14 protein-coding genes and 1 pseudogene (1 of these 15 running past the window's edge) are annotated in these 20787 nt (G+C 66.0%); 7 read left to right on the forward strand and 8 right to left on the reverse strand.

Going from position 1 to position 20787, the window contains the following annotated elements:
- Window positions 1-7849: the final stretch of a non-ribosomal peptide synthase/polyketide synthase gene (locus ACIBI6_RS33925; RefSeq protein ID WP_396958958.1), read on the forward strand. The gene continues 36296 nt to the left of window position 1, outside the view; the window shows 7849 of its 44145 coding nt (coding positions 36297-44145); its start codon lies beyond the left edge, outside the window; its stop codon occupies window positions 7847-7849.
- A 433-nt stretch (window positions 7850-8282) separates the two neighbouring features.
- Window positions 8283-8852, forward strand: a complete 570-nt coding sequence (locus tag ACIBI6_RS33930) for a Uma2 family endonuclease (protein WP_396958938.1) — start codon at window positions 8283-8285, stop codon at window positions 8850-8852.
- A 7-nt stretch (window positions 8853-8859) separates the two neighbouring features.
- Here the strand turns inward: ACIBI6_RS33930 and ACIBI6_RS33935 are convergent, their stop codons facing one another.
- A complete protein-coding gene (locus ACIBI6_RS33935; RefSeq protein WP_364340838.1) occupies window positions 8860-9477 on the reverse strand; it encodes an ATPase in 618 nt (205 codons plus the stop codon).
- A 2-nt stretch (window positions 9478-9479) separates the two neighbouring features.
- The gene (locus ACIBI6_RS33940) at window positions 9480-10055 is read right to left on the reverse strand and encodes a peroxiredoxin-like family protein (RefSeq protein WP_364340840.1); all 576 of its coding nucleotides are present in this window, start codon (window positions 10053-10055) and stop codon (window positions 9480-9482) included.
- A 72-nt stretch (window positions 10056-10127) separates the two neighbouring features.
- On the opposite strand from ACIBI6_RS33940, the gene ACIBI6_RS33945 reads away from it, so the two are divergent.
- Window positions 10128-10739: a TetR/AcrR family transcriptional regulator C-terminal domain-containing protein gene (locus ACIBI6_RS33945; RefSeq protein WP_364340842.1), complete on the forward strand. Its 612-nt coding sequence runs from the start codon at window positions 10128-10130 to the stop codon at window positions 10737-10739.
- 116 nt (window positions 10740-10855) lie between these two features.
- On the opposite strand, the gene ACIBI6_RS33950 is transcribed toward ACIBI6_RS33945, so the two are convergent.
- On the reverse strand, window positions 10856-11983 hold the full coding sequence (locus tag ACIBI6_RS33950; protein ID WP_396958941.1) for a GDSL-type esterase/lipase family protein: 1128 nt from the start codon (window positions 11981-11983) through the stop codon (window positions 10856-10858).
- 110 nt (window positions 11984-12093) lie between these two features.
- Here ACIBI6_RS33950 and ACIBI6_RS33955 point away from each other — a divergent pair, with 110 nt between their 5' ends.
- Together ACIBI6_RS33955 and ACIBI6_RS33960 are read left to right on the forward strand one after the other, a co-directional pair.
- Window positions 12094-12567 (forward strand): MarR family transcriptional regulator, encoded by a 474-nt coding sequence (locus ACIBI6_RS33955; RefSeq protein WP_364340847.1) that lies wholly within the window; start codon window positions 12094-12096, stop codon window positions 12565-12567.
- Window positions 12568-12597: 30 nt separating this feature from the next.
- Window positions 12598-12995: pseudogene (locus tag ACIBI6_RS33960) on the forward strand (RidA family protein).
- A gap of 3 nt (window positions 12996-12998) precedes the next feature.
- Here ACIBI6_RS33960 and ACIBI6_RS33965 read toward each other — a convergent pair.
- A complete protein-coding gene (locus tag ACIBI6_RS33965; RefSeq protein ID WP_364340849.1) occupies window positions 12999-13949 on the reverse strand; it encodes a YafY family protein in 951 nt (316 codons plus the stop codon).
- A gap of 63 nt (window positions 13950-14012) precedes the next feature.
- Here ACIBI6_RS33965 and ACIBI6_RS33970 point away from each other — a divergent pair, with 63 nt between their 5' ends.
- On the forward strand, window positions 14013-15167 hold the full coding sequence (locus tag ACIBI6_RS33970) for an epoxide hydrolase family protein (protein WP_396958943.1): 1155 nt from the start codon (window positions 14013-14015) through the stop codon (window positions 15165-15167).
- A gap of 86 nt (window positions 15168-15253) precedes the next feature.
- A complete protein-coding gene (locus ACIBI6_RS33975; protein ID WP_364340853.1) occupies window positions 15254-15406 on the forward strand; it encodes a hypothetical protein in 153 nt (50 codons plus the stop codon).
- A gap of 7 nt (window positions 15407-15413) precedes the next feature.
- On the opposite strand, the gene ACIBI6_RS33980 is transcribed toward ACIBI6_RS33975, so the two are convergent.
- The 4 genes from ACIBI6_RS33980 to ACIBI6_RS33995 form a co-directional block, all read right to left on the reverse strand.
- A complete protein-coding gene (locus ACIBI6_RS33980; protein WP_396958945.1) occupies window positions 15414-17354 on the reverse strand; it encodes a 5-oxoprolinase/urea amidolyase family protein in 1941 nt (646 codons plus the stop codon).
- 119 nt (window positions 17355-17473) lie between these two features.
- Window positions 17474-18094, reverse strand: coding sequence for an urea amidolyase associated protein UAAP2 (locus ACIBI6_RS33985; RefSeq protein WP_396958947.1), 621 nt, complete (start codon window positions 18092-18094; stop codon window positions 17474-17476).
- Window positions 18091-18840: a DUF1989 domain-containing protein gene (locus ACIBI6_RS33990; protein ID WP_396958949.1), complete on the reverse strand. Its 750-nt coding sequence runs from the start codon at window positions 18838-18840 to the stop codon at window positions 18091-18093. The genes ACIBI6_RS33985 and ACIBI6_RS33990 overlap by 4 nt, the downstream gene beginning before the upstream one ends.
- Window positions 18841-19152: 312 nt before the next feature.
- Entirely contained in the window at window positions 19153-20688 is a 1536-nt protein-coding gene (locus ACIBI6_RS33995) for an amino acid permease (RefSeq protein WP_396958951.1), read from the reverse strand.
- Between the last annotated feature and the right edge of the window lie 99 nt (window positions 20689-20787).

Raw genomic sequence — 20787 nt, forward strand, 5'->3', positions numbered from 1 at the left:
GACGCTGCGGGACGTGTTCGTGATCGGTGAGGCGCTGCCGCCGGAAACGGTGACGGCGTGGCGGTCCGTTTCGGATGCGGTGCTGCACAACCTGTACGGGCCGACGGAGGCCGCGGTGTCGGTGACCTACTGGCCCGCGCGTGAGACGGATGCGCGCACCGTGCCGATCGGTCTGCCGCAGTGGAACACCCAGGTGTTCGTGCTGGATTCGCGGTTGCGGCCGGTGCCCGCCGGTGTGGCCGGTGAGCTGTATCTGGCCGGTGATCAGCTGGCCCGCGGTTACGTCGCGCGCCCGGATCTGACCTCGGATCGCTTCGTGGCCAACCCGTTCACGACCGGTGCGCGGATGTACCGCACCGGTGACCTGGTTGTCTGGCGCGAAGTCGCGGGCGCGGGTCATCGCCTGGAATACCTGGGGCGCACCGACTTCCAGGTGAAGTTCCGCGGCCAGCGGATCGAGCTCGGCGAGATCGAGACGGCGCTGCTGGCCCATGCCGCGGTGAGCCAGGCGGTGGCACTGGTGGCGGCGTCGGCACTGGGCGACCAGTTGGTCGCGTACGTGGTTCCCGCGCCGGGGCAGTCGATCGACCAGCGGGTGCTGCTGGCCGAGGTATCGGATGTGCTTCCGGGCTATATGGTTCCGGCGGCCATCGTGGTGCTCGACGCCTTCCCACTGAACTCCAGCGGCAAGCTCGACCGCAAGGCGCTGCCCGAACCGACGTTCACCACTCGCGAATTCCGTGCCCCGGCAACGCCGGTGGAGGAGATCGTGGCGGGCGTCTTCGGCGATGTGCTCGGTATCGAGCGCGTGGGTGTCGACGACGACTTCTTCGCCCTCGGCGGCAACTCGCTGGTGGCCACCCAGGTGGTCGGTCGCCTGAGTGCCGCGATCGGCGGCCGAGTGCCGGTGCGTGCGCTGTTCGAGGCGCCGACCGTGGCGGCCCTGGCGGTGAAGCTGGAGCAGCTGTCCGGTGTTGGCGAGCGGCGGCCACTGGTCGCCGGTCCGCGGCCGGATCCGGTGCCGTTGTCGCTGGCACAGCAGCGGATGTGGTTCCTGAACCGCTTCGACACCGAGTCGGCGGCCTACAACCTGCCCATCGCGGTCCGGTTGACCGGTGCGCTGGATGTCGACGCGCTGCGTGCGGCCATGGCGGATCTGGTCGGCAGGCACGAGATTCTGCGGACGGTGTACCCGGAGACCGCGGGAGCCCCGGCACAGGTGATTCTGCCGGTGGCGCAGGCTGTTCCGGCGCTGGAGCTGCGGCCGCTCGCGGCCGCGGAGCTGGAATCCACGGTGATCGCGGTGATGGCGGCGCCGTTCGACGTCACCGCCGAGGTGCCGGTGCGGGTGGAGCTGTTCCAGGTGACCGACGCACCGACCGCTGTGTCCTCGGGTCGCTCCGCAGGCTCCGCTCCTGTGTCCTCGGGTCGCTCCGCAGGCTCCGCTCCTGTGTCCTCGGGTCGCTCCGCAGGCTCCGCTCCCGCCCCGAACGAGTACGTGCTCGTGCTCGTGGTGCACCACATCGCAGGTGACGGTTCGTCGATGGGCCCGCTGACCCGGGATCTGATGACGGCATACGCGGCCCGCTCGGTCGGCGAGTCACCCACGTGGACGCCGCTGCCGGTGCAGTACGCGGACTACTCCATCTGGCAGCGCGAGCTGCTCGGCAGCGAGGACGATCCGGAGTCGTTGGCGGCCAAGCAGATCGCCTACTGGCAGTCGGCATTGGCGGATGTGCCGGATCAGCTGGATCTGCCCTCGGATCGCCCGCGGCCCGCCGTGCAGTCCTTCACGGGCGGCAAGGTGGAGCTGAGCATCGACGCCCAAACGCATCGTGAGCTCGTCGCTTTGGCCCGGGCCGAGGGTGCGACGCTGTTCATGGTCGTGCACACGGCGTTCGCGGTACTGCTCTCGCGGCTGTCGGGCACCGATGACATCGCGATCGGTACACCGATGGCGGGCCGCGGTGAGGCCGTGCTCGACGATCTGATCGGCATGTTCGTCAACACCTTGGTGTTCCGTACCCAGTTGGATCGCGGCGAGCCGTTCACCGAGCTGCTCGGGCGTCAGCGCGAAACGGATATCCAGGCGTTCGCCCATGCGGACGTGCCGTTCGAGCGGTTGGTCGAGGTGCTGAACCCGGTGCGGTCGCAGGCGCGCCATCCGCTGTTCCAGGTGGGTCTGTCGTTCCAGAACCTGGCGCGGACCACGCTGGAACTGCCCGGACTCACGGTCGCCGGATTCGATATCGACACCCAGCTCTCGCAGTTCGATCTGCACCTGATCGTCGCGGACAGCTACGACGAGGACGGCACGCCGTCGGGTATCGGTGGGTACTTCACCTACGCCAACGACCTGTTCGACCCGGATACCGTTCGTGGCTTCGCCGATCGCTTCGCACGCGTTCTCGCCGAGATCATCGCGGCGCCGCGCGCGGCTGTCGGCGATCTCGAGATCATGGCCGCGGACGAGCGTCGCGAACTGGTCTCCGGCTGGAATGCGACAGCGCAGCAGGTGGATTCGTCCGCGACGCTGGCCTCGCTGCTGGATCGAACCGTGGCGGCCACGCCGGATGCGGTGGCGCTGGTCGGTGACGATGGCACCGCCCTCAGCTACGGCGAGCTGGGCTCTCGGGTGAACGGACTTGCCCGGCACCTGATTTCGCTGGGTGTCGGACCGGAGGCACGGGTGGCGCTCGCACTGCGCCGCTCGGTGGACCTGGTGGTCGCGATGTACGCGGTGACCCAGGCCGGTGGCGCGTATGTGCCGCTGGATCCGGATCAGACCGGTGAGCGGACCGACTACATTCTCGAGACCGCTCGGCCACTGTGTGTGGTGACCAACGCCGACACCGATTTCCAGACCTCGGTGACCGACGTCGTTCGGATGGACGCACTCGCGGACCTCCAGGACGCGCCGATCGCCGACGCGGAACGGATCGCGCCACTGCGCGCGGCGAATACGGCGTACGTGATCTTCACCTCGGGTTCGACCGGTCGCCCCAAGGGTGTCGCGGTGCCGCATGCGGCGATCGTCAACCAGTTGCTGTGGAAGACGAGCGAATTCGGTCTCGGTGCAGAGGACGCGGTGCTGCTCAAGACCGCGGCCACCTTCGACTTGTCGGTGTGGGAGTTCTGGTCGGCGGCGGTTTCGGGTGGCCGACTGGTCATCGCGTCGGCCGACGGACATCGCGATCCGACCTACCTCAATACGCTGATGCGCGATACCGCCGTCACCACTTTGCATGTGGTGCCGTCGATGTTGGATGCCCTGCTGATCGAATCGGACGGACAGCTGCCCGATTCGTTGCGCCGGGTGCTCGCCATCGGTGAGGCGCTGCCCGCCGCGACGGCGCAGCGGTTCCGGGAGTCGAACGGGGCCACCCTGTTCAACCTCTACGGCCCGACCGAGGCCGCGGTCTCGATCACCAACCACGAGGTGACCGATGTCGATACCGTCTCGGTGTCGATCGGTGCCCCGGAGTGGAACAGCCAGGTGTACGTGCTGGATTCGCGGTTGCGTCCGGTGCCGGTGGGTGTTTCGGGTGAGTTGTATTTGGCCGGTGCGCAATTGGCGCGCGGCTACTTCGGGCGTGTCGATCTGACCGCGGAGCGGTTCGTGGCCGACCCGTTCGAATCCGGTGCTCGGATGTACCGCACCGGTGACCTGGTGGCCTGGAATGCCGCCGGTGAGCTGGAGTATCGCGGTCGCACCGACTTCCAGGTCAAGATCCGTGGTTTCCGCATCGAACTCGGCGAGATCGAGGCGGCGCTGCTGCGACAGACCTCGATCAGCTCGGCCGCGGTGCTCGCGCATACCGATCCGGCACTCGGTGACCGCCTGGTCGCCTATGTGGTCCCGACCACCGGCGAACTCGATAAGAGTGCGGTCCAGTCGGCGTTGGCTGCGGAGCTGCCCTCGTACATGGTGCCGAGCGCCTTCCTCGAGCTGGAAGCTCTGCCGCTCAATGCGAATGGCAAGCTCGATCGAAAGGCCCTGCCGCAGCCCACCTTCGAACAGGCCGCATTCCGCGCGCCGGTCACCCCGGTGGAGCAGATCGTGGCCGGTGTGTTCGCCGATGTACTCGGCATCGAACGGATCGGTGCCGACGACGACTTCTTCGCACTCGGCGGTAACAGCATCCTGTCGATCCAGCTGGTATCGCGGGCGAAGACGCTCGGTGTGGTGTTCTCCGTGCGCGACGTCTTCGAACAGCGCAGCGTCGCCGGACTCGCAGCCATCGCGACCTCGGCCGCGGATCTGCGGCAGGCGACCATGGCCGAGCTGCCCGGTGGTGGCATAGGTGAGATCCCGCTGCCGCCGAGCATCGCCGCGGTGCTGGCGAACGGCACGGCCTACCAGCGCTTCTCCTACGAGACGGCGGTGGCGCTGCCGAGCGAACTCGACGGGGATCGGCTGCGTGCGGCGATCGCCGCACTGGTCGACCGGCACGATGCGTTGCGCACTCGTTTGCGCCGGGTCGAGGAGGTCTGGGAATTCGAAGCGCTCGAGCGCGGTGGGATCGATATCGATGCCCTTGTGCACGAGGTCGCCTTCGATACCGACCTCGACGACGACTACGGCTATGACGAGCTCATGCGGCGCGCCGACAACGAACGCGCGGCCGCCGCGGATCGCCTCGATCCGGCCAACGGCGTGATGGCGCAGTTCGTGCGCTGCACCGCCGACCGTCTCGACGGCGGCAACTTCATGCTGATCGTGGTCCACGGCTTCGCTGCCGATCCGAAGTCCCTCGACATCCTGACCGGCGATCTGCTCGACCTGATCGCCGACGACCAGGTCGCCCTGCCGGAGGTCGGTACCTCGCTGCGGCGTTGGGCCTACGGCCTGACCGAGCAAGCGAATGGCCGCGCCGCCGAACGGCCATTCTGGCAGGAGGTTTCGGCCACGCCCGAGCCGCTGCTCGGCGCGCGGGCCTTCGATCCGGCGCTGGATACCGTCGCCACCACGCGACGGGTGCGCATCGAGGTGCCGGCGGATATCTCCGAGGTACTGCTCACCACGGTGCCTGCGCGGTTCCACGGTCGCGTGCCGGACGGGCTGCTGTCGGCGTTGGCCATGGCGCTGGTGCGCTGGCGTGGCGAAGAGCAAGGATCGGATGTGCTGATCCGGCTCGACGGTGACGGTCGTGCGGCGGTCCGCGGTGCCGAATTGTCGCGCACCGTGGGCGCTTTCACCTCCGTCTACCCGGCCCGGCTCGGGCTGGGCGGGATCGATCTGGCCGAGGCGTTCGACGGCGGCGACGCCGCGGGTGCGCTCATCAAGTCGGTGAAGGAACAGCTGCTCGCGGTGCCGGATCAGGGCGTCGGCTACGGTCTGCTGCTCAGGGCGATGGCAGTCGGCGGAGCCGACGGGGTGGGTGAACAACTGCCGCTGGCGGGTCAGGTCGGCTTCCGGTACCAGGAAGCGGCGATCAAGGCCGAGCGGGATGCCACCATGCCCGCGACCGGAGCGCTCGATGTCGCCGTGACAGTCGGCGATGAGGACGATGGTCCGCGGCTGCTTGCCACCTTCGAGTTCCCGGTCGGGCTGCTGTCCCCGGAGCAGGTGCAGGAGTTGGCGGAGCTGTGGGTTGCCGCGCTCACCGCGCTGGCCGAGCACGCGCAGCGGCCGAATGCCGGTGGCCATACGCCGTCGGATCTGCCGCTGGTGCAGGTCGGTCAGGCCGATATCGAACTGTGGGAACAGACCTACCCGGGCCTCGACGATGTCTGGCCGGTCTCGCCGCTGCAGTCCGGCCTGCTCTTCCACGCGCTGATGACCACGGCCAGCGTGGACGTCTACACCATCCAGGCGGTGGTGCAGCTGGCCGGAACGGTGGATGTGGCACGGCTGAACGCGGCCGCGCAGGCGATCCTGGATCGGTACCCGAATCTGCGCACCGCATTCGTCACCGACTCCACCGGACAGGTGCGGCAGGTCGTGCTCGATCGGGTCGAAGTGCCTTGGCGCGTGGTGGATCTCACCGAACTGCCGGAGGCGGGGCGGGCCGAGGAACTGCGTCGCCGGGTCGAGGCCGACCACGCCGAGCGCTTCGATATGACCACCCCGCCGCTGGTGCGCTACACGCTGTTGCGTACCGCCGCCGAGGAATGGTCGCTGGCGATCACCACGCACCACGTGCTGCTCGACGGTTGGTCGATGCCGCTGCTGATGCGGGATCTGCTGGTGCTCTACGCGACGCGCGGCGACCAGTCGGCACTGCCGCAGGTCTCCTCCTACCGTGACTTCCTGGACTGGCTCGCCACCCGCGATCAGGACGCGTCGTTGCGGGTCTGGGCCGATGCCTTCGACGGTGCGACCGAACCGACCGAATTGGCCGCGCCCGCACGGACGGTCGAGACCTACGAGACCGCCAAGCTGATCACCCAGATCGACGCCGACCGCACCCGTCAGCTGACCAAGCACTGCGCCGAACTCGGCATCACGGTCAACACCCTGGTGCAGGCGGCCTGGGGCATCCTGGTCGGCAGGCTCACCGGCCGCGCCGATGTGGTGTTCGGCGCCACGGTGTCTGGTCGGCCCGCCGAGCTGACCGGCGTGGAGTCGATGGTCGGTCTGTTCATCAATACGCTCCCGGTGCGGGTGCGCATCGATGACCGCGCGACGATCGACGATCAGCTGAAGCGGTTGCAGCGTGACCAGGCCGAGCTGCTCGATCACCACTACGTCGGCCTGTCCGATATCCAGCGGGCCGCCGGAATCGCCTCGCACTTCGACACGCTGTTGGTGTTCGAGTCGTACCCGATCGATCGGGAGGCGATCGCCGCGGCGAGTTCGATCGACGGCATGGCGGTGACCGATGTCGGTGTGGAGAGTGCGACGCACTATCCACTCACCCTGCAGGTGACCGCGGAGTCCACTCTCGAATTCACCCTCGAGTACCTCATCAGCCGGTTCAGCGCCGATGAGGTGGAAACCTTGTCCACCAGGCTGATTCGGGTGTTGGACGCGCTGATCGGCGATCCGGCCGGGCTGGTCGGTGATATCGATATCCTCGATACCGATGAGCGGGCCCGCCTGCTCGTCGAATCCGGTATCGCGGCAACGGCTCCCGCACCGGAACCGGTGGGCCGGGTCGGTGCGCGCACGGTGTCGAAGGTGCTCGCCGAGGTGGTCGAGGCGGATCCCGAGGCGCCGGCGCTGCTGGCGGACGGCGACGAAATCGCCTACCACGTCCTGGATCGCCGTTCCTCGCAGCTGGCCCGGGTGCTCATCGCACACGGTGCCGGACCGGGCGATGTGGTGGCCCTGGCGCTGCCGCGTTCGGTCGATGCGGTGGTCGCGGTCTGGGCCATCCAGAAGGCCGGTGCCGCCTGCCTGTTCGCCGGTGACCTGACCGCCGCCGAAATGGCCACCGCCGGAGCTGTTTTCGGTATCACCATGGAACCAACCGACGGCTCGATCAACTGGCTGGTCCCGAGCGATCCGACGGTCCGAGCTGAACTGGCCGCCGCCCCATCGCACCCGGTCTCCTACGCCGATCGGGTCCGCCCGCTCGCCGAGGAACACCCGGCCTTCGTAGTCCTCACGGCCGACGGCACCCCCCGCGCCTTCAGCCAAACCGAGGCACTCGAACAGGCCGAACAGGTCCGCTCGGAATACGACATCGACTACGAATCGACAACCTTCACCACCGCCATCTCCGGCCGAGCCGCACTCCTCGAGTTCCTGACCGCAGCAATATCCGGTGCACTGTCAGTGCTGCCCGGCGCGGACGAGATCGCGGCAGACCTGGCCGACGGAGAGGTCACCCACTGGTTCGTCACCGTGGGCGAGTCGACCGAGGCGGCGGACGAGGACGTGCGGATCGTGATCGTCGAGTAACCGGGACCGCTCTGCGCGGTACACGAAGGCAAGGGCCCCGAACCTCGAACAGTCGAAGGTACGGGGCTTTTGCACGTGCATAGCGTCGGGATAGTCCAAAGCGTCAGGCGCACGGTGCGTTCGGTCGCGGCGGGGAAAGAACTGCCGAGCCGGATGTGGCTCAGCTCCATGCGGGCTGCCATGGCTATTTTCCCCCACGGATGATGCGACCCGCGGACTTGTGACCGCCGCAAGGCCACGCACTTACACCTGGATATGCATCAAGGGTTGATGCTGGGTCGGATCATGAACAGCGGGAAGCGCCGCCGCGAGATCAGAAGGGGCGCCGGAATCACCGGACGGAACCTCGCCGCTTTGGCGGGCTAGACTCGTACGGGACCGAGCGGACGTCGTTCGCTCCCGTTCGATGAGGTTGGAGGTGGTTCCATTGGCAATGCCCGCTCCTCGGTCCGACCATTGGACGGCCGCGGACCTCGATCACATTCCCGAAGACGGATTACGGTACGAGGTGCTGAATGGCCAGCTCGTCGTGAACGCTGCTCCTAAGCCGCGGCATCAGTGGCTGATCAAATGGCTGGTGCGCGCTCTCGACGACGCACTGCCTCCCGGATACGTAGTGCTGGAAGGCGTGGGAGTGCTGATCGGCGACGACGAGCCCATTCCCGACCTCATGGTGGCGGCTGGCGCGATCGACTGGGACGACCGCGGGGTCGCCGCCGAACAGGTGAAGCTGGTCGTCGAAGTTGTCTCCAAATCGACGACTATGCAGGATCGCATGGTCAAGCCCGTGCTCTATGCCGCAGCCGAAATTCCAAACTACTGGCGCGTCGAGATCAACCCGTTCAAAGGCCAGCTCACTGACGAAAAGTTGCCGGTCCTGTTCGCACATGCCCTCGGGCCGGAGGGCACCTACGAACGGACGCACCGGGTGGCGGCTGGGGAGTCCGTCACCCTGCGCAGTCCCTTCGAATTCACCGTGGATCCGGCGTCACTGATGCCCTGAGCCGCCTTTATCGTTCGGCGATGGCATGCTCCTCGGCGAAGACCTTGCGGCAGACCGGGGCACAGAAGGCGTAGTCGGTGCCGTCGTGGGTCAGGGTGATCTGGGCGGTGGCCCATTCGATAGTCATGCCGCAGACCGGATCGATCGTGTAACCCTTCGGTGCTTCGGGTCGCACGCCGGAGTCCCGGAAGTCCTGTGTCATCAGCCGGGTGATGTCGGTGGCGGTCATGGAGCGGCCCAGCGCACCGATCGCGTGTTCGCGGACGCCGACGATCTGCACGATGCAATGCGGACGACGCAGGAGCCGGTCCGGATCCGCTTCGGTATCGGCGATCGCACGGGTGACTATCGGGATGATGTGGTCGCCGAATTCGCGGTTGTTGCTCCATGATCCGGGAACCGTGATCCGCACGACATAGCGCGGTTCGACCGTGATGTCCGGGCCGCCGGTAGCCCAGACCTGCGGCTTGTGCACTACTACATGCGTCAATTCGCGTGCCATATCGAGCACCGAGTCCGGCGCGGATTCGCCGGTGGTCAGCTCGTGTAGCACCCGGTCGGCCAGCTGTTGCTGCCGTTCGACGCTCATCGTTTCCTCGGAGACGAACAATTCGACGGTCATCATGATTAGGATTCCTTCGGCAGGTTCATCGACGCGTCGGCGGGGACCAGGGCTAGAAGTTCGTCGACCGACCACTGATCGTCGGCGTGCTTGCCGAGTTTGCTTGCCAGGATGCGGCCATCGGAGGCTATGAGGAAGTCGCCGGGCAGACCGAGGCGTCCACCCTCGGGTTTGCCCGGGGGAGCGGGCTTTTGCTTGCGCAGTACGGCTACCGTCGCCTGGGTCGCGGCGCGGACGATGGTCGGCCAGGCGCGCGGGTCGAGCAGGGCGCGCGGTGCCGATTCGATGCCGAACTCGCGGTACAGGATTCGCTCGGGATCGGCGACCAGGTCGAATGGCAGATCGCCCGCATAGGTGCGCAATTCGGCTGCGCTGGAATGGAATACGACGACCTCACGGATGTTTGCGGCCAAGATTTCGGCGTGCCGTACGGCGAACGAGCGCAGGTGCAGATTGCACACCGGACAGCCCGCGAAACGTCGAAACTGCAGGTGTATCAGGCAATCCGGATCGGGGACCGGAATCTCGGCGTCGGCAATGGTGAGCAGCGTCCGGTCGGTCACGGTGCGCGGCAATGGCATGGGGACTCCTTCTCGTAGGTGTACAAGGTACGCCTACAGCCAGTATGCGCGTACCTTGTACGCTGTCAACCCGTGCCCCGCCCTCGCTCGCTGACCAGCCCCGCCATCGCGGCCGCCGCCGTCGCGGTGCTCGACCGCGATGGCCTGTCCGGCCTCACCATGCGCGCGGTCGCGAAGGAACTCCGCATCGCCACCATGGGCCTCTACCGCTATGTCGCCGACCGCGACGAACTCGAGCTGCTGGTCGTAGACCATCTCCTGGCCGATATCGACCTCGCGCCACCGACCGCCCCGGACTGGCGCGACCGCGTCGCGGCCCTACTCGACCGCATGCGCACGACGGTATCCGCCCATCCGGCAACAGTCCCGCTGGTTGTGCGCCACCGCCAGTCCGCCCCCAACAGCCTGCGCTGGATCGAGGCGATGCTGACCATCCTCACCGATGCGGGCTTCACCGGCACCGGCCGAGTCCTGGCCCAACGCACTCTCATCGCCTTCCTACTCGGCCACCTCCAGAACGAGCACTACGGCCCACTCTCCGGCGCAGGCACCGACGCCATGACCCGCCTCCCCCCAAGCGACTATCCACTCCTCGTCCAAACCGCCACCGACGCCCAAAATATCGACCCCAACACCGAATTCCACCTCGGCATCGAAATCGTCCTCCGCGGTCTGTCCCCCTGAGCCCCGGTGACTACCGCCAGAGCTGTTGCCGCGCATCGATTCGCGCGCCGCGCACGTTTTCGCCCGGCGAATTCGTGCGCGGCGCGAGAAAATGTGCGCGGCGTCATTGGGCGGCGCTAGTTGGTGAGGCCGGGGATGGATATGGTTGTTCCCATGATGTGGTGACCTGCGTCGTTCAGGTGCAGGCCGTCGCCGCTGTCCAGGTCGGGGTGGATGAAGTCGGGGTCATTCGGGTCTTCGACGGCGGCGGCGACGTCGAACACGGCATCGAAAACGCGGGTGGTGCGCAGCCATTCGTTGACCGCGCGGCGTACTACTCGGCCCTCTTCGACATTGAGGTCCGGATAGATGACACCGGCGAAGGGGCCGATGGTGTTGGCGTACACCGCGAGTCCGGCCGCATGCGCGCGCCCGGCCAATTGCCGGAAACCGGCGATGAGTGCATCGGCCGATGACGTGCGGTTGTCGAGGATCAGATCGTTGATACCGAAGTTCAGGACAACATGGGTGACTCCGGGAACCCCGAGCACGTCGCGGTCGAAACGGGCCAGACCATGTTCGCCGATCTGGTCGGTCAGCAAACGGGTCCCGCCGATGCCCTGATTGAGAACCCAACCGCTGGTGAGACGTTCGTTGAGGACGTCGACGGAACGATGGTTCGCGCCGGGTGTGGACCCGACGCCTTCGAACCAGGAGTCGCCGAACGCGACGATGATCGGCCCATCTGTCGGGGTGAGCACGTCGACACCGGTCACATAGAAGCGTGAGGTCGTCTCCTCGGCTCCGGATAGCGCGAGTGCGGTGACCTGATCGCCGGCGGCCACGAAACCGGATTCCATCGGCAGGTGCGAAAAGGGTGCCAGGCCGGTCTCTTTCGGCAAGTAGATACTCAGCACCAGATCGGTACCGGCAGTCGTCGCGAAATCGACTGGGTCACTGACGATATCGGCTCCAGCTGGAATGGAAACTGCAGCCTCGCCGTCGAAGCGCAGCTCGGTATCGCTCTCCGCGACGATCTCGGCCCCGGACTTGCGCACCGCGATCCGTGCCGCACCGATGGTCACCGGTGTCGAACCATAGCGGTTCGTCAGCCGCACCCGCAGCTGCTCGCCGGCCCCGACCAGGTGCAGCACCTGACGCACTGTCTCATCGGCGAAGCCGCGCGGCTCGGCCAAACGAATCCGCTCGGCGGGGTCGACCAGCGTAGAACGGAAGCCAGCGACCCAGCGCGAAGAGGTAGTCATCGGAATCTCCATTTAGTTGCGGTGAGGAATATTGCGATGACAACAATCTAGCGCATATGTTCCGCATGTCAACTATCCCCATCGCAACTATCTCGGCTAAGCTCGCCACCGTGGACGCAGAACTCTTCGACGACCCCAGGCTCACCACCATGGGCCTGCTCTACGAGGCGTACGACGGCCTGACCCGCAAGTTGGAACCGACCTGGAAGAAACACGGTCTGTCCGGCCTCGATGTCAACGCACTCATGCGCTTGAGCCGCTCACCGGACCGTCGCCTGCGGATGACCGACCTCGCCGCCCAGACCAACCTGTCCACCAGCGGCGTCACCCGACTGGTCGACCGCCTGCAGCGCAACGGCCTCGCGCGCCGCGAACTCGACTCGGTGGACCGCCGCAGTTCCTACGCCGTGCTCACCGCCGCCGGTGCGACCCGCTTGGCGCGCGTACTCCCCGACTACCTCGAGGTCATCGAGCGCTGGTTCACCGGTCTGCTGCCGCCCGACCAACTCGATGCCTTCGTTACCAGCCTGCGCGCCATCCGTGATCAGGTGAACCCGGAGGCCACTGCGCGCGAGGCCGACTAAATGTCGGCCTCGGTTGTTATGTTGCGCGACATGACGACCACGACGCATATAAACCCCGAGACCTTGCCGAACAATCCGGCGTTTACCCAGGTGGTGCGGGTTTCGGCGGCCACGGACACCATCTACGTGGGCGGACAGAACGGTATCGATGCGAACGGCCGGTTGGCGGGCCCGGACCTCGCGGAAGCCCGGCAGGCATTCGCGAATCTGGTGACATGCCTCGAAGCCGCGGGCGCAGCATCGAACAAGTCGTGAAGTGGACGATCCTGATCGTCGACGGCCAGCCGCTGCAGGACGGATTCGCGGCATTCGGCGAGGTGTGGCGTCGACGGCCGAATCCGCCCGCCATCACCGTCGCCAAGGTGGCCGCGCTCGCCGTGCCAGGCGCGGTTGTCGAGATCGAGGCCGTCGCTGCCGTTCCGGTGTGATCGCTAGTCGATCGCCGCGGCGAGACGATTGGTGAGTTCGCGTACGTGGGCGATCAGCTCGGGAGGTTCGTGGATTCGGCAGGCGAAGCCGAAAGTCGCTATGTAGACGGCGAGTTCGTCCAGGGAGTTGGAACCCGTGCGTAGGAGGCAGCTTCGATCGTCGATGGCCTCGATGACGCCGACGGTCGGGGCAATGCGTTCGGCTGCGACCTTGGCCGGCACATACAGTGTCACGCGGGCGGCATAGCGATAGGGGGAAGTTGTTGTGCCGCTGGTTATGTAGTGCGCCAGGTCGGTCTCGGGTGGCTCGCGCGGGGTGAAGCGGGGGCCGGTGGGAACGCGGGGTTGTAGGCGGTCGACGCGATAGGTGCGCCAGTCCGCGCGTTCGATATCCCAGGCGATGAGATACCAGTGCCGACCGGTGTGCGCCAAACGATGCGGTTCGACGGTACGCAATGATGTTGTCCCGCCGTGTGTTCGGTAGTCGAAGCGCAGGCGGTGATTGTCGCGGATGGCACCGGCGACCGCGGTCAGCACATCGGGATCGACGGTCGGGCCGGCGGAAGGCACTGTGACAGTGACCGATTGGAGCAGACTGACCCTATGCCGCAGCCGCGACGGCAGCACCTGCTCCAGTTTGGTGAGCGCGCGCAACGAACTGTCCTCGATGCCCGCGATGGTGCCACCCGCCGCGGTACGCAGCCCGACGGCAACGGCCACCGCCTCATCATCGTCGAGCAGCAGCGGCGGCAGTTTCGCACCCGCCCCGAGGCGGTACCCCGCGACACCGGCGGTTGCGTCGACCGGATAGCCGAGGTTGCGCAACTTGTCGATATCGCGGCGCACTGTGCGCACATCGACCTCGAGGCGTTCGGCGAGTTCGGTACCGGTCCAGTCCCGAGGCGTCTGCAGTAGCGACAGCAATCGCAGCAGGCGCGCGGAGGTTTCCAACATGACGAAAAGTCTGCCCCCAAGCTAGGGCAGAGTCTGTCCTAAGCGGGTCATAGCGTGGTTTTCATGAGCACAGAGATTACTCCGTTCCGCATCGAAATCCCGCAGCAGCAGCTCGATGACCTGCGCAATCGTCTCGACAATGCGCGCTGGCCCGCACCGCTGCCCGGCGACGGCTGGGATACCGGCGTGCCGACTACCTGGCTGCGCGAACTGGTCGACTACTGGCGCACCGGCTACGACTGGCGCGCCGCCGAGGCCCAGCTCAACGCCTATCCGCAATTCACCACCGAGATCGACGGACAGCGCATCCACTTCCTGCACGTCCGCTCACCCGAGTCCAATGCCCTGCCCCTGCTGATGACACACGGCTGGCCAGGTTCGGTCGTCGAATTCCTCGACGTGATCGAACCGCTCACCGACCCGCGTGCCCACGGCGGCGATCCCCGCGATGCCTTCCATCTGGTCATTCCATCGCTGCCCGGATTCGGCTTCTCCGGACCCGTCAGCGAAGTGGGCTGGACCAGCGCGAAGATCGGCGACACCTGGGCCGAACTCATGCGCCGACTCGGCTACGAGCGCTATGGCACACAGGGCGGCGATATCGGCGCTGCGGTGAGTCCGGAGGTGGCCCGGAGCGCGCCGAAAAATGTGATTGGCGTCCACACCAATGGCGGCCCGGATCCGATTGCGACCCATCAGCTTTCCCAGGACGAGTTGGCCAGCTTGACCGATCTCGAGCGCGACCGGATCGACCGCATCCAGGCATTCCTGCGGGAGGAGATCGGCTATATCGCGATTCAATCCACCCGACCGCAGACCGTGGCCTACGGACTGGTCGATTCGCCGATCGGTCAGCTCTCCTGGATCATGGACAAATTCCGGGAATGGACCTATCCGCGAAACATGGACCCGGACAAGATCATCGACCGCGACCGGCTGCTGACCAATGTGATGCTGTACTGGCTCAACGGCACTGCGGGTTCGGCCGCATTCGTCGGCTACGCGCAGCGCGCCGGCTGGGGTACGAGTAAATCGAATTCCGGAGTGCCCACTGCGGCAATCGTTTTCGCTCAGGACGTCGGAATTCGGCGCTATTGCGAGACCCAGCACACAATGACCCGCTGGGTCGATGTGGATCGCGGCGGACATTTCGCGGCCCTGGAGGAGCCCGTGCTGCTGCTGAACGACATCCGCGAGTTCTTCCGCGACCTGCGCTGAAAACCTGGGCCTGTTCCGGCATGTCGTGGCCGGAGCAGGCTCACAATCAAAGGCAGCAGGACGGTGGCAATGCAGAGGTGAGCGCCATGAGCGAGCCGAGACGGATTACTCAGCAATATCGGGAAGAGTTCTGGCGACGCTGCGGCTGGTCGCCGGATTTGCCCGAGGTGGAACGACGCCATATCGAGGACCTCTGGGATGACGAGTCCATCGATATGGCGGAGCTGTTCGGCTGGTAATGCGCGATCAGGCGGTGAGTTCACCCGCCTGCAGCCAGGAGTCGCGTTCGGCGGCAAAGGCTTCGGCCTGTATCGCGCGGAAGCGGTCGATGGATTCGGCATTGTCGGACAGGAACTTCCGATAGTCGGCGAGTGCGAACGCGCCGTCCTCGACCTGCACCTGTACCTTGCCCGCCGCGAAATCGGCGCGCAGGTCCAGGAGTTCATCGGCTTCGACCGGATGCCAGCGGATCCGGTCGAAATAGCGCAGCAGCCAAGGCGATTCGTCGCTCGCATCACCGGGGTGGCGGTGATTCCAGACTTGGGTTGTGCGGCCGACGAATTGGTAACCGCCGGGACCTTCCATTCCGTAGATGCACAGGTACGCGCCGCCGATACCGACGGCATTTTCGGGGGTCCAGGTGCGGGCCGGGTTGTACTTCGTGGTGACCAGCCGGTGGCGCGGATCGGTCGGGGTCGCGACCGGTGCGCCGAGGTAGACGTCGCCGAGACCGAGGACCAGGTATTCGGCCCCGAAGACGGTCTCGTAGACCTCCTGTACCGAAGCCAAACCGTTCATGCGCCGGATGAATTCGATATTCCACGGGCACCAGGGTGCGTCCGCGCGCACCCCGTGCATATAGCGGGTGATCGCCTCCCGCGTGGCTGGATCGTCCCAGGACAGCGGCAGGTGCACGGTGCGGCTCGGCACTACGAGCTGATCGGCGGCGGGGATGTGCTGTTCGGCTTCGGTCAGCAGATCGAGCAGGACGGGGACCGGCATCACCGTCGGATCGACTCGGACCTGCAGCGAACGGACACCGGGCGTCAGTTCCGTCACGCCGCGCACATCGGCCCCGAGTAGATGCTGATGCAACGCGTGTACACGGGCGCGCAGACCGAGATCCAGCGTCATGGCGCCGTATTCGACGAGGACGCCGTCGTCTCCCTGACGGCGGTAGGTCACCCCGGTCTCGTCGTCGACATCGGCGCGACGCAGTACACCGTCATCGCCGTCGCCGCCGGGGGAGAGCACGGTGGGCCAGGCGGCGCGTCTGGCTGTACCGAGTTCGCGAAGGGAGGCGGCGCGGGCGCTGCGGATCGGGACGAAGCGCACGATGTCGCCGGGGGCGAGTTGGCCGAGCTTCCACCGGTCGGCCGCGACCACCGTCACCGGGCAGACGAAGCCACCGAGGCTGGGGCCGTCGGGGCCGAGTAGGATGGGTGTATCGCCGGTAAAGTCCAGTGCTCCAACCGAATACGGAGTATCGTGGATATTGGAGGGGTGTAGTCCCGCCTCGCCGCCATCGGTTCTGGCCCATTCGGGTTTCGGGCCGATCAGTCGCACTCCGGTGCGATCGGAATTGAAATGCACTTCGTAGTCGGTGCCGATAATCGTGTCGAAGTCTTTGCGGGTGAAGAACTCCGGCGCGCCGTGCGGGCCTTCGGTGACAGCCAATTCCCACCGCCGCGTCAGGACCGGCTGCTCCTCCATCGGCACCGCGGCCGCCACTCGGCCCCGATGTGCGCCGAGCGGGAGCATTTCACCGGCACGCAACGCATTCCCCGCGCTGCCGCCGAATCTGCCGAGCGTGAATGTGGCTGCGCTGCCCAGATATTTGGGCAGCTGAATACCCCCCGCGATCAGCACGTAGCAGCGCATGCCCGGTCCACGCACCGAACCGATGTCCAGCGTTGCTTCCGCCGGAACCAGCACCGTTCGCCACTGCTGGACACCGATCCCGTTCACGGTGACATCGGTCGGTGCGCCGGTGACGCACACCCATGTCGGCGCGGAAAATTTCAGCGCGGGACCGTCGAGTGTGCATTCGAGGCCCGCAGCGCCCTCGGGATTGCCGAGCACGCGGTTGCCGAGCCGGAACGACAGATCGTCCATCGGGCCCGAAGGCGGAACTCCGACGTGCCAATATCCGATACGGCCCGGCCAATCCTGCACCGTGGTAAGCATTCCCGGCCGAATCACCTGCGCTGCCTGCTCTGGACATGCGGCACGCGCAGTGTCGGCCGCGTTTATCACACCCACGTGGCCCACGACTTCGCCATGTTCAACCGCTAGGTCGGCAACGGTCATCGGGTCACCACCATCCGAACGGGAGTCGGATCGAATCCGTTGCAGGGGTTATTGATCTGCGGGCAATTCGACACCAGCACCAACGTGTCGATCTCGGCGCGCAACGTGACTTTCTTTCCTGGAGCAGATAATCCGTCGACAATGCCGAGGGTGCCGTCGGCCTCGACCGGGACATTCATGAACCAGTTGATATTCGACACCAGATCACGTTTGCCCAGGCCCCATTTCAGCGCCTCGGTGAGGAAGTTCTCCACACAGGCGTGTTGATGGCGGGTGTGATGGCCGTAGCGCAGCGTATTGGACTCCTGGGAGCAGGCGCCCGCGATGGTGTCATGGTTGCCGACCTCGTCGGCTAGCACGGTCATGAGCGCGGTGCCGGCATCGGTGCGCAGCACGCTTCCGGTGCCGAGGAAGATATTGCGTTGTGCGGTAATGGTGGCCTGCGCGCTGTAGCGGTCGGTGTGGTCGGCAGCCGAATACAGCAGACAGTCCACCGCCTGATTGCCGTGCAGGTCGATGATTTCGAGTTGTTCGCCCGCGCCGACCACGGTCGACCACGGCGCGCATGCCGGCACGGTTTCGTCGAGCACAATGGTGCGGGTCGGTGCCGAGATCATGCCCCTACCTCCACAGTCGCGGCCGTCCAGGCCTGTTCGGTGTTTTCGACCGCTCGCAGATATTCCGGGTCGGAATTGTGCTGCACGGCAAGCTCGTCCGGTGCGGCCCAGGCGACGATGTCGAGATCTGATGCGGGCCGATCATCGAGCGGGTGTGTGGTGTCAGTGACGAGCAGGATCACCGGCAGATGGATGAGCAGGTCGACCGAGGAACCCGCCGCGGCGCTGCCGGTGGCGCTCAGCGCACCATCGGATTCGACGCGGACGCCGCGGAAGAAGGACACGGTCGGCGCAATATCCCGTGGCTCGAGACCCTGTTTTGCGCCCGCGAGTCGCAGCAGTGCACGGCCTTCGGGCGTCGGGCCGCACAGGGCGTCGTGCTGGCCGGACGTGTCGGCGACAATGGTGGCCAGCACCCGGCCCTGATCCGACAGCAGTGGATGTCCGATACCCAGATATGCCTGCCACGGCACTTTCACGGTATCGGCCACATTGAGCCGCTCCCACGGTGCGTCGGCACGCAGCAACAACACGTGCGGGCATGCGGCTCCGGCGGGATCGCGCAAACGCAGTCTGGTCCCGCGACCGAGTACGACATTCGCGTAACCACCGGCCGGAATGCGTTGAGCGAAGGTTATTCTCGCCGCCGCGACGTCATCGGGTAACTCCGGTCCGGCGATGGTCGCGGTGGCTGCTTGGGATCTCGCGTGCGCGCGAGCCCCGAGAGCGGAGGCGGTGCTGGTCATCGGTGGTTCCTAAGATCGTAGGTGTCTGGGTGCCGGTGCTTTGGATGCCGAGGGTGGCGGGGGTGTGCCTGATCGGTGGTCGCCTGTGGTGGGTCTCGAAGGACTGGCTTCCACACTGTTCTGGACGCTTCGCTTGCTGATCGACAGCTGTCGTCGTTCATGGTTTGTCGGCGGGGATGTCCACGTGCTCGAACCGGTGTCAGATGCGGTGCGTTGCGAGTGTTGGCCGGTGGTGGGGCGCGCGGTCAGCAGGTGCGCCACTCGGCGGGTCGGTGTGCGGTGGTGGTGTCGAGACCACCACCGCACACCTCATCAGGCGGGTTGGACCGCGGGTTCGAGGCTTTCAGTGCTCGGCTTCGCATTGACGATTCGATGCACGACAACACCGACGGCGACCACGATCACCACGAAAAGCGGTGCGGCCCAAAGCATCCACCAGCTGCCACCATTCGGCGTATAGACCTCGGCACGCGGCCAGGCCAGGTTCACCGCCATCGCGATGCCCCAGATGACGGCTAGCGCGTTGATCGGGATTCCGAAGCGCCCCAAGCTGAACAACCCGGCGTCACCGCTGTCCCAGCCCCTGATCCGCCGTATCAGCAGCGGTACGGTGACCAGCAGATATGCCAGATAGAGCGTCACGATGCAGACACTGGCCAAGGTCGCGAAGATCGCCGCATTGCCGAGATTGAGCACCAGCAGACCGATACCGAGTACGCCGATGATCACCGCGGGCAGCACCGGTGTGCCGAAGCGTGGATGCACCACGGCCAGCCGACGGGCGAAGGGCAGCTTGCCGTCGCGCGCCATCGAGAACATCAGTCGCGAGCCAGCCGTCTGAATTGCCAAGGTGCACACTGTAATCGCCACCGCGACACACCCGAGCAGCACCTTACCCGCCGGGCTGTCCAGCTTCGAGGTGAGCACATAGGCCAGGCCCTCGGTGCCCAATGAACCGTCGTCCAGACTCGGTGCCGCCATCAGCGCACCGAGCAGCAGCAGTCCACCGCCGAGTGCGGAGACAGCCAGCGCGGTCAGAATGGTGCGCGGCGCGACCCGGCGCGGATTCTTCGTTTCCTCGGAAAGCTCTCCGGCGGAATCGAATCCGACCATTACATAGGCCGCCATCAGGCCGGAGACGAGGAACGCGGCCCAATACGATCCGGGCGCGGCCTGATCGGTTTGCAGCACCACGCCCGGCCCGCGCTCGGTGTGGGTGAAGAACAGCGCGATGATGGCCAGCACGCCGATGATCTCCACGGTGACGCCGATCGAATTGATGCGCGCCATCAGGTCGATACCGATCACATTGATCACCGTGGTGAGCACCAGCAGGATGCTGCCGAGCAGTACCGCATTGGTGGCGCCGGAGGTCGAGGTGAGCGCGGTGTCCTCGCCGACGACCTGAAATCCGCTCCAGATCGATGGCAGCACTACCTGCAGCGCGATCGCCGCCGCGGCGGCAGTCACAATCTGCGCGATGACCATCATCCACCCGGCGAACCAGCCGATGACCTCGCCGCCGAGCCGACGCGACCACTGGTAGATACAGCCCGAAATCGGGTAGCGCGCGGCCAGTTCGGCGAAATTCAGCGCGACCAGGAACTGTCCGACGAACACGATCGGCCAGGTCCAGAAGAACGCGGCCGCACCGAACGAATAGCCGAAACCGAAGAACTGGAAGATCGTGGTGAGGATGGAGACGAAGGAGAATCCGGCCGCGAATGAGGCATAGCGGCCGAGTTTGCGGTGCAGCACCGGCTGATAGCCGAAGCCGGCCAGGTCGGCATTGTCCTGGCTGTCGGGCTGTGGGAGGACGGGGGCGGGGGAATCGACTTTGGTGGCCATGGGGTTTCCCTAAGTTTGTAGGTGTCTGGGGTTGGTGCCCTGGATGCCCAGGGCGGTGGGGTGTAGCTGATGGGGTTTTGTCTCTGTTGAGGCTCCGAA

This window comes from Nocardia sp. NPDC050412 (assembly GCF_044458825.1).
Taxonomy (GTDB): domain Bacteria; phylum Actinomycetota; class Actinomycetes; order Mycobacteriales; family Mycobacteriaceae; genus Nocardia.